At 62.4% G+C, this 7,290-nt stretch carries 8 protein-coding genes; all 8 read left to right on the forward strand.

What is annotated here, in order from left to right:
* Nucleotides 1-348: 348 nt before the first annotated feature.
* The 8 genes from VSX60_RS21545 (at nt 349) to tnpB (ending at nt 6,628) form a co-directional block, all read left to right on the forward strand.
* Entirely contained in the window at nt 349-1,236 is an 888-nt protein-coding gene (locus tag VSX60_RS21545) for a LysR substrate-binding domain-containing protein (protein ID WP_327626305.1), read from the forward strand.
* 149 nt (nt 1,237-1,385) lie between these two features.
* A complete protein-coding gene (locus VSX60_RS21550; RefSeq protein WP_327626313.1) occupies nt 1,386-2,285 on the forward strand; it encodes an NAD(P)-dependent oxidoreductase in 900 nt (299 codons plus the stop codon).
* Between the two features lie 78 nt (nt 2,286-2,363).
* Nucleotides 2,364-3,506 (forward strand): mandelate racemase/muconate lactonizing enzyme family protein, encoded by a 1,143-nt coding sequence (locus VSX60_RS21555; protein ID WP_327626306.1) that lies wholly within the window; start codon nt 2,364-2,366, stop codon nt 3,504-3,506.
* A gap of 161 nt (nt 3,507-3,667) precedes the next feature.
* On the forward strand, nt 3,668-4,336 hold the full coding sequence (locus tag VSX60_RS21560) for a cyclase family protein (protein ID WP_327626307.1): 669 nt from the start codon (nt 3,668-3,670) through the stop codon (nt 4,334-4,336).
* Nucleotides 4,333-4,626 carry a UxaA family hydrolase gene (locus VSX60_RS21565; RefSeq protein WP_327626308.1) on the forward strand — a complete coding sequence of 98 codons (294 nt, stop codon included), beginning with the start codon at nt 4,333-4,335 and terminating at the stop codon, nt 4,624-4,626. The genes VSX60_RS21560 and VSX60_RS21565 overlap by 4 nt, the downstream gene beginning before the upstream one ends.
* Nucleotides 4,627-4,628: 2 nt before the next feature.
* Entirely contained in the window at nt 4,629-5,777 is a 1,149-nt protein-coding gene (locus tag VSX60_RS21570) for a UxaA family hydrolase (protein ID WP_327626310.1), read from the forward strand.
* Nucleotides 5,778-5,909: 132 nt separating this feature from the next.
* Nucleotides 5,910-6,305 (forward strand): IS66-like element accessory protein TnpA, encoded by a 396-nt coding sequence (gene tnpA / locus VSX60_RS21575; protein ID WP_327626311.1) that lies wholly within the window; start codon nt 5,910-5,912, stop codon nt 6,303-6,305.
* On the forward strand, nt 6,302-6,628 hold the full coding sequence (tnpB, locus tag VSX60_RS21580; protein WP_327626312.1) for an IS66 family insertion sequence element accessory protein TnpB: 327 nt from the start codon (nt 6,302-6,304) through the stop codon (nt 6,626-6,628). Before tnpA ends, tnpB begins: the two co-directional genes overlap by 4 nt.
* Nucleotides 6,629-7,290 lie beyond the last annotated feature (662 nt).

Here is a 7,290-nt window from a genome sequence, read left to right on the forward strand (position 1 = left end):
CTCCGGTCAGGTTGAAGTCTCGCAACTCCACCTTAGCCGGCCAATCCGGTGGCCACTTCCGTCACACCATTCGAGGTCCGATTTTCCACCATCAAAGCGGACACTACCCTCCGGTTAAGCGCCTGCGGATTTCGACGTACCGCATGGCCATTGGGAGGCCGCGAACTTCCTCTCGCCAATCGTGCGATGATCGCGACGCATCAAGACCCATATGGCCGGGGTCCGCCCGCGGGAGCAGTGGAGGCGTTGACACGATGTCGGGACTCTGGCTTGCGAGGTCGCGATTGACAGCATTTCGCGTCGGGGCCACTGTCGCGCCCTTTCCCGTAGCACCGATTGCGAGCCACCATGGAACTAAGGCACCTGAGATATTTTGTCCGGGCGGCCGAACTGCTGCATTTCACGCGCGCCGCAAATACCTTGGGCGTGTCGCAGCCGACGCTGTCGCTGCATATCCAGCAACTCGAGAAAGAGGTCGGCTCGCCGTTGTTCGACCGCACAGGGGGGCAATTCCGCCATGTGCGGCTCACGCAAGCCGGCGAGCGTCTCGTGACGTATGCCCAAGAGTCCCTGCGCGCTGTCGAGCGCGGCAAACAGGATATAGCTGACCTCAATGGTTTGTTATGCGGAACCGTCACTCTCGGCTTGAACAACATTTTCGTCGCCCGGGTGATGTCGCAATGCATCCCCGACTTCGCAGCGGCGCACGAAGGCGTTGACCTGGTGCTGCGCATGGGCCCCCAAGACGAGCTGGAAGCAGCGATCATCGCTGGAACCATGGACCTCGCCTTCGCTTGGCTGCCGCCGGAATCGCGTGAGATCGAAGCGGCCCCCCTGTTCACCGACGAGTTGGTGGTCGTCACGGGCGAGTCGCATGCGCTCGCATCAGCGCAGACGATCGCCTTGCGTGAGCTCGAGGCGTTTCCGCTGGCCCTGCCGGGCGCTGCCAGCAACATTCGGCGCTTGTTCAACGCGGCATGCGCCCAGCAAAAGGTCTCGCTGCGCGTGAGCTTGGAGATCGACGATACCGCCGCGCGTCTAAGTTTTGTAGAGGCCGGGCGCGCCGCCACCATAGCGCCACGGCGCGCTGTCGTTAATCATCCGCGGTTGAGAACCATACCGATTGTTCAGACGAACGTGCAGCTTTCGGCGGGTCTTCTCACCCACCGCAGCGCGCACCTCAGCAGCGCCGCGCGGCGCCTCGCCGACGCCCTCCGCACCGCCTTCGCCGGCTGATATCCCGACCGCCATGCATAGGCGTAGTAGATCGGGGCCCTCGAATCTGTCGATTGGACAGCATTTCTGCACCCGAATATACGTGCCGAGCATCGGGTTCTCCGGCTCACGCGACCGGCGGTTCTGAACGGACGCTAGGAAAAGGCTTCATGGCGGACTTCTCTAAAACTATCGGCCTCTTGGGTATCGGCCTTGTCGGAAGAGCTATCGCCCCCCTGTTGCGCGATGCAGGTTACGACGTCGTCGGATATGCACCGAGCCAAGCGTCACGAGAAGCCCTGCGAGACCTCGGGGGGCGCCCGATGGATTCGGTCGCGGATGTGGCGGCAGCCTGTCGAACCGTCGTGCTCGCGGTGTTTGACACGGCACAGGTCGAGCAGGTCCTCGAAGGCGCCGACGGGGTGCTGACGATCGCGCCTTCTGGCGGGCTGCGTCGCACCATCATCAATACGAGCACCTGCGAGCCCGATCGCATGGCGGCGTTGGATGAGCGCATCCGCGATCGCGCCGCGTTCGTGGAGATGCCGATTTCCGGCACGAGCACGCAGATCGCGCGAGCCGAAGGCGTCGGACTCATTGGCGGCAGATCTGCCGACATCGATGACGTCGAGGACGTTCTCAGCACCATCTGTCCGAGCCGATTCCGCATGGGGCCTTTGGGCGCCGGCGGCAAGGCCAAGCTGGCGGTCAATCTCGTGCTGGGGCTCAATCGCGCGGCCGTAGCGGAAGGGATCGCTTTCGCCGAGATGCTCGGCCTCGATCCGGGGGCCTTCCTGCATGTCGCCCGCAACTCGGCGGCTTACTCCCAGGTCATGGACGTCAAGGGAAAGAAGATGGTCGAGCGGGATTATGAACCGCTGAGCAGGGTATCCCAGACGACAAAAGATTTCCTCATCATGCGCGAATATTCTCATGGCGCAGGACACAGGCTCCCCTTCGCCGAAGTCTACATAGAGATGATGGAAGGCTGCATTAGAGCGGGCGAAGGTGACTGGGACAACGCTGCGCTCCTGGAGGAGATCAAGCGACAGAAAGTCACGAAGATCTGACCCGGGTGTCCTGTGGCATGCGCTACCCAACCCCGAGGCCGGGATCATGCGCCCCAAAGGGCAGGAGACAGGACATCGATGGTCAAAGTGACGGAATCAGCAGCGCATCGAGCGACATCGGCAACGATTCGTAGTGTCGAGGCGATCCGCGTCGCCCTGCCGCTCAAGAAGCCGATGCTGATGGCCGGCGTGCGCATCGAGACTGCGCAGAACGTACTCGTCCGTATCGAAGCGTCCGACGGGACGGTCGGATGGGGCGAGGCGACGTCGGCGCCGACGATGACGGGCGAATTCGCCGAAAGCATCGTCGCAGCGGTTGGTCACTTGACCCCTCTGCTGACCGGGCAGGATGTCGGCAGCCACGCCATGCTGGCGCGCCGCTGTCAGCAGGCAATCCAAGGCAACGGCGGCGCGAAATCGGCGATCGACATGGCGCTGCTCGATCTCACCGGCCGACGCGCAGGCGTTCCCGTCGTCGATCTTCTGGGCGGCGCGCTTCGCCGGTCGGTGACGCCGATGTGGCTCCTCGGTAATTCATCGGCCGATGCGGACATCGTCGAGGCTGTCGACAAGGCGAAGGAGGGCTTTGCCTTCTTCAAGCTCAAGGTCGGGGTCAAGGCGCTTGCCGAGGAGGTGGAGAGCATGCGCCGGTTCCGGCACGAGCTGGGGGAAGACGTTCTGTTGTGTGCAGACGCGAACATGGGTTTCGGGGTCGCGCAGGCTCAACAATTCATTCGACTTTCGAGCGACCTGGGTCTTCTGTTCCTCGAACAGCCTGTTCGCGCGGACGATCTCCCCGGCATGCGGTCGCTGGCCGCCACCGGAGCGGTGCCGATCTGCGCCGACGAGGGCATCGCCGGCGCTCGCGAGGTTCTTGCGCACGATCGCATGTGCGCCACGAGCGGAATCAACTTGAAGCTGATGAAAGCGGGGGGGCCGCGGGCCGCAATGCGCGTTGCCGCGCTCTGCGAAGCTCTCGGGCTGTCGATCACGGTCGCGGGCAAGATCGCCGAATCCAGCATTTCCGCTGCGAGCACCCTTGCGGTTGCATGTGCCGCCCCGAACGTCGACTGGGGGCTCAATCTCACGCACGTTTATCTCGCCGAAGATGTCGTCCGCGAGCCGCTACGAATGACCGACGGCCAATTCACCTGCCCGCGCGGCGCGGGCAACGGCGTCGATGTCGACGAAAGTCTGGTCGAGCGCTATCGGGTGCGTTGATCGTTCGTCAACCCACGCATCGCGACTGTCTATGCGGTCGATCCGAAATTGGTATTCGCCAGCTCTACCGGCCGCGTCGTAAAGGTCTCGTGTATCAAGGCCAGCGTTCGATCGCCAGCAACAGATGCCGAGCGCGCGGGCAACGCAAGGAGAGGCAAGGCATGACAAAATGGATCGATCTGAGCTGGAATTTTGCGCCGGGGATGCCGGTCCCGCTGTGGCCTGGGCAACGCCAGCAGGATTTCACGCTGGAAAGCTTCCACATGGAAAATACCGGTGGCAATCAGAACTTCATTCATAAAAATCTTCACTGTGGCACGCACGTCGACGCGCCGGGCCATTACCATCCTGGCGGCGCTTCCATCGAGAAAGTCCCCCTCGAGCGCTGGGTGGGCACCTGCTTCACCGCCGATCTCGATCGTCCGCCGCTCACCGCCATCGACGTGAAGGATCTCGAACCCTACGAGGCCGAATTCACGAAGGCCGACATGTTCTTCGTGCGCACCGGCGCAGATACCATGTGGGGCACTGCGGATTACGCGACGAAGTACCCCTTCTTCACGCCGGAAGCCGGCGAGTACCTGATTGCCAAGGGCTGCAAGCTTTTGGGAATGGATACGCCCGGTCCCGACGCGGGTTTGGCGAGCGGCTTCCGTAACGGTTCGCCCCTGCATTTCACGCTTCTCGGCAATGACTGCCTCATCGTCGAGAACCTCGCCAACCTGAAGCTGGTGGCTGGCCGCACCACCTACGTGATGGCCTTGCCGGTCAAGTACGAGGGTGCCTACGGCGGACCGGCGCGCGTGGTGGCGAAGGAACTCGACGCATGACGGGAGCGGTATCGCCGGAGGCGCCGCTGTGGCTCTGGCTCCACGCTGAGGACAACGTCGCCATGGCGTTGTCCGACTTCACCCAGGGCAGCGCTATCGAGGTTGGGGACACCAGGATCACGTTTGCCGACGACATCGCCTACGGACACAAGTTCGCCGTAAGACGGATCGCGGCCGAAGCGCCGGTGATCAAGTTCGCGGAGACGATCGGAGTGGCCAAGCGCAACATCGATGTTGGTGAGCATGTGCACGTCCACAACATCAGCTCGTTGCGAGCGGGGAAGCAATAGCCATGCACGAATTTTCAGCCTTCGAGGTCGACGGCCGCCCCGGAATACGGAACCACGTGGTGGTTCTCTCCTTGAACTCGTTTTGCAATCGCGCCACCGAATTGATCGCCACTGCCGTGCGTGGGACGCTGCCGCTTGTCCATCCGTTCGGACGCAACGAGATCGGCATCTATCGCGAGCGCTTCGAGCGCACGATTGAAGGCGTGGTTCTGCATCCAAATGTGCACTCGGTGCTCTGTGTCGGCTACGAGCCGGATTCGACCGGAGAGTTCGTCGAACGGGTCAAAGGGCTGACGGCCAAGCCTGTAGATAGCGTACTGGTGCTGGAGGGCGGCACGATGAATGCCGTGAACGCCGGCGCCGACAAGGCGATCTGGATGGTCATCGCCGCATCGGAGGCGCGGCGGCGGGCCATGTCCGGCTTCGAAGGGTTCGTCTTCGGAGTGAAGTGCGGCGGGTCTGACGCGACCTCCGGCGTAGCGTCCAACGCGGCAATCGGCGAGGCGGTCGACCGCATCATCGAGATGGGTGGCACTGCGATCTTTTCCGAGACCACGGAAATCCTTGGTGCCGAGCACATCTTGGCGCGGCGCGCGATCAACGAGGATGTCGCGAAGAAGATCTATCGCGCGGTCGAGGCGAACGAAAAAATGGCGATGGATGCCGGCATCGACCTGCTCGGCGTCAATCCTGTGCCAGACAACATCCGAGGTGGCATCACCACGATCGAGGAGAAGTCGTTGGGCGCCATCATGAAGACGGGCACCCATCCTATCCAGGACGTGCTCAGCTACGGTCAGCGTCCAGAAAAAGCCGGTCTCTATTTCATGGATTCGCCGTCAGCTGCGAGCGAGGTGGTTACCGGCCTCAGCGCATCCGGTGCACAGATGGTCCTGTTCTCCACCGGCAGCTGCAATCCAGTCGGCAACCCGATCAGCCCCGTCCTGAAGGTGACCAGCAACCCTCGCACCGTCGCACGCATGCGCCAGCACCTCGACGTCGACATCAGCGATGTTCTGACGAGCGGCACATCGTTGCGCGACGCCGGTGACCGCATCGTCGACGCGATTGCTGCGGTGGCGGACGGAAGACTCACGACCGCCGAAGTCACCGGTCACCTCGAATTCGCGCCGATTCCAGTGGGACTGTAGGCCGGCGACTGCGAACGTGGTTCATGCGGCGAATCTGAACGCGAAAGAAAATCACACCCGAGTCGGATCAACGTACGCCTACGGTGTAGGCCGCCTTGCGAATGTTGGGTTTTTCGCCTCAGAACAGTGCGTATGGACAGGCATACGCACAGAGCCTTCGAACGGCTTGAGATCGTCGAGACGGGGCGCCGTCGTTGCTGGAGCGACGAAGAGAAGCTGAAGATCGTCATCGAGAGCATGGCGGGCCCGCGACTGGTGTCGGCGACGGCCCGTCGATACGAGATCTCTCGCTCGCAGTTGGCGACATGGCGGCGGACCTTTCAAGATGAGCCCGACGGATCGGAGACTGTGCCGACGTTCGTTCCAGCGGTGCTCACGCCGGCGTTGGAGCCGCTGAGGCAAGAGAGCGCGGCGGCGGCCTCTCGCATGGAGATCATCCTGCCGGGCGGACGGCGGGTCGTCGTCGACGCCGATGTCGATCCAAAAGCTCTGGCGCGGGTCATTGCCGTTCTGGATCGGCGCCGGTGATCCCGGTTCCGAGCGGCGTGCGTGTCTGGCTGGCGACGGGCCATGTCGATATGCGCAAGGGCTTTCCCGGGCTGTCGCTGATGGTCCAGGAGACGCTGAAGCGCGATCCGAACGACGGGCATCTCTTCGTCTTTCGCGGGCGTCGCGGCGACCTGATTACGGTGATCTGGCACGACGGCCAGGGTGCTTTCCTATTTACGAAACGGCTGGAACGCGGCCGCTTCATCTGGCCGTCGCCGGCGGACGGGACGGTGACGATTTCGCCCGCGCAGCTTGGCTACCTGCTGGAAGGGATCGATTGGCGTCATCCCCAAAGAACCTAATAGCGACGAATGCGGTGAAATACGGCTCATTGTCGACGGACGGCTGCAGGATCGACATTTTCTGGTCGGCTACGGTGGGGCTCCACGGTTCTCCAGATCACCTGAAGCTCACTTGGCAGGAGAAAGGCGGACCTGCTGTCACGGTGCCGGAGCGCCGCAGCTTTGGCAGCCGACTGCTCGAGCGAAGTCTTGCAGCAGAGCTGAACGGTACCGTGAAACTGGCCTTTGAACAGACTGGCCTACGATGCGATATCGACGTCCAACTTGAAGACGCTGACGGGGAACAGCTGACGGAGATTTCCAAACGGGGTCGTCGGAAAGCGTCTAGCGGCGGATCGGAGCGTACCTGCGTGGGTAGAGGCATCCCGGTTGACAGAAGTGCCCTTCGAAGATGAGGATGTCGACTTTCGTCAAATCTCACTCGCTAAACTGCGACCGAGATGGGACTGGTTAGGAGGGCAGCTTTCCGTCTCGTCGACTCGGACACCCGACGGTCCGCTTTCGGCCCGACCGCGACGCCGGAAATGATTTCTGCTCTGCGCGCCAAGCTCTCAGAGCCTGAGCGAAAAGGAGTTGAGCGATATCAGCAGGTTGTGATTCCCCTTCGTTGTCGAGACGTTGGAGGATCGAAATGGCCTGGGATGATATCGCTCGGCTTGAGC

Source organism: Aurantimonas sp. A3-2-R12, assembly GCF_036016755.1.
Lineage (GTDB): Bacteria > Pseudomonadota > Alphaproteobacteria > Rhizobiales > Rhizobiaceae > Aurantimonas > Aurantimonas coralicida_A.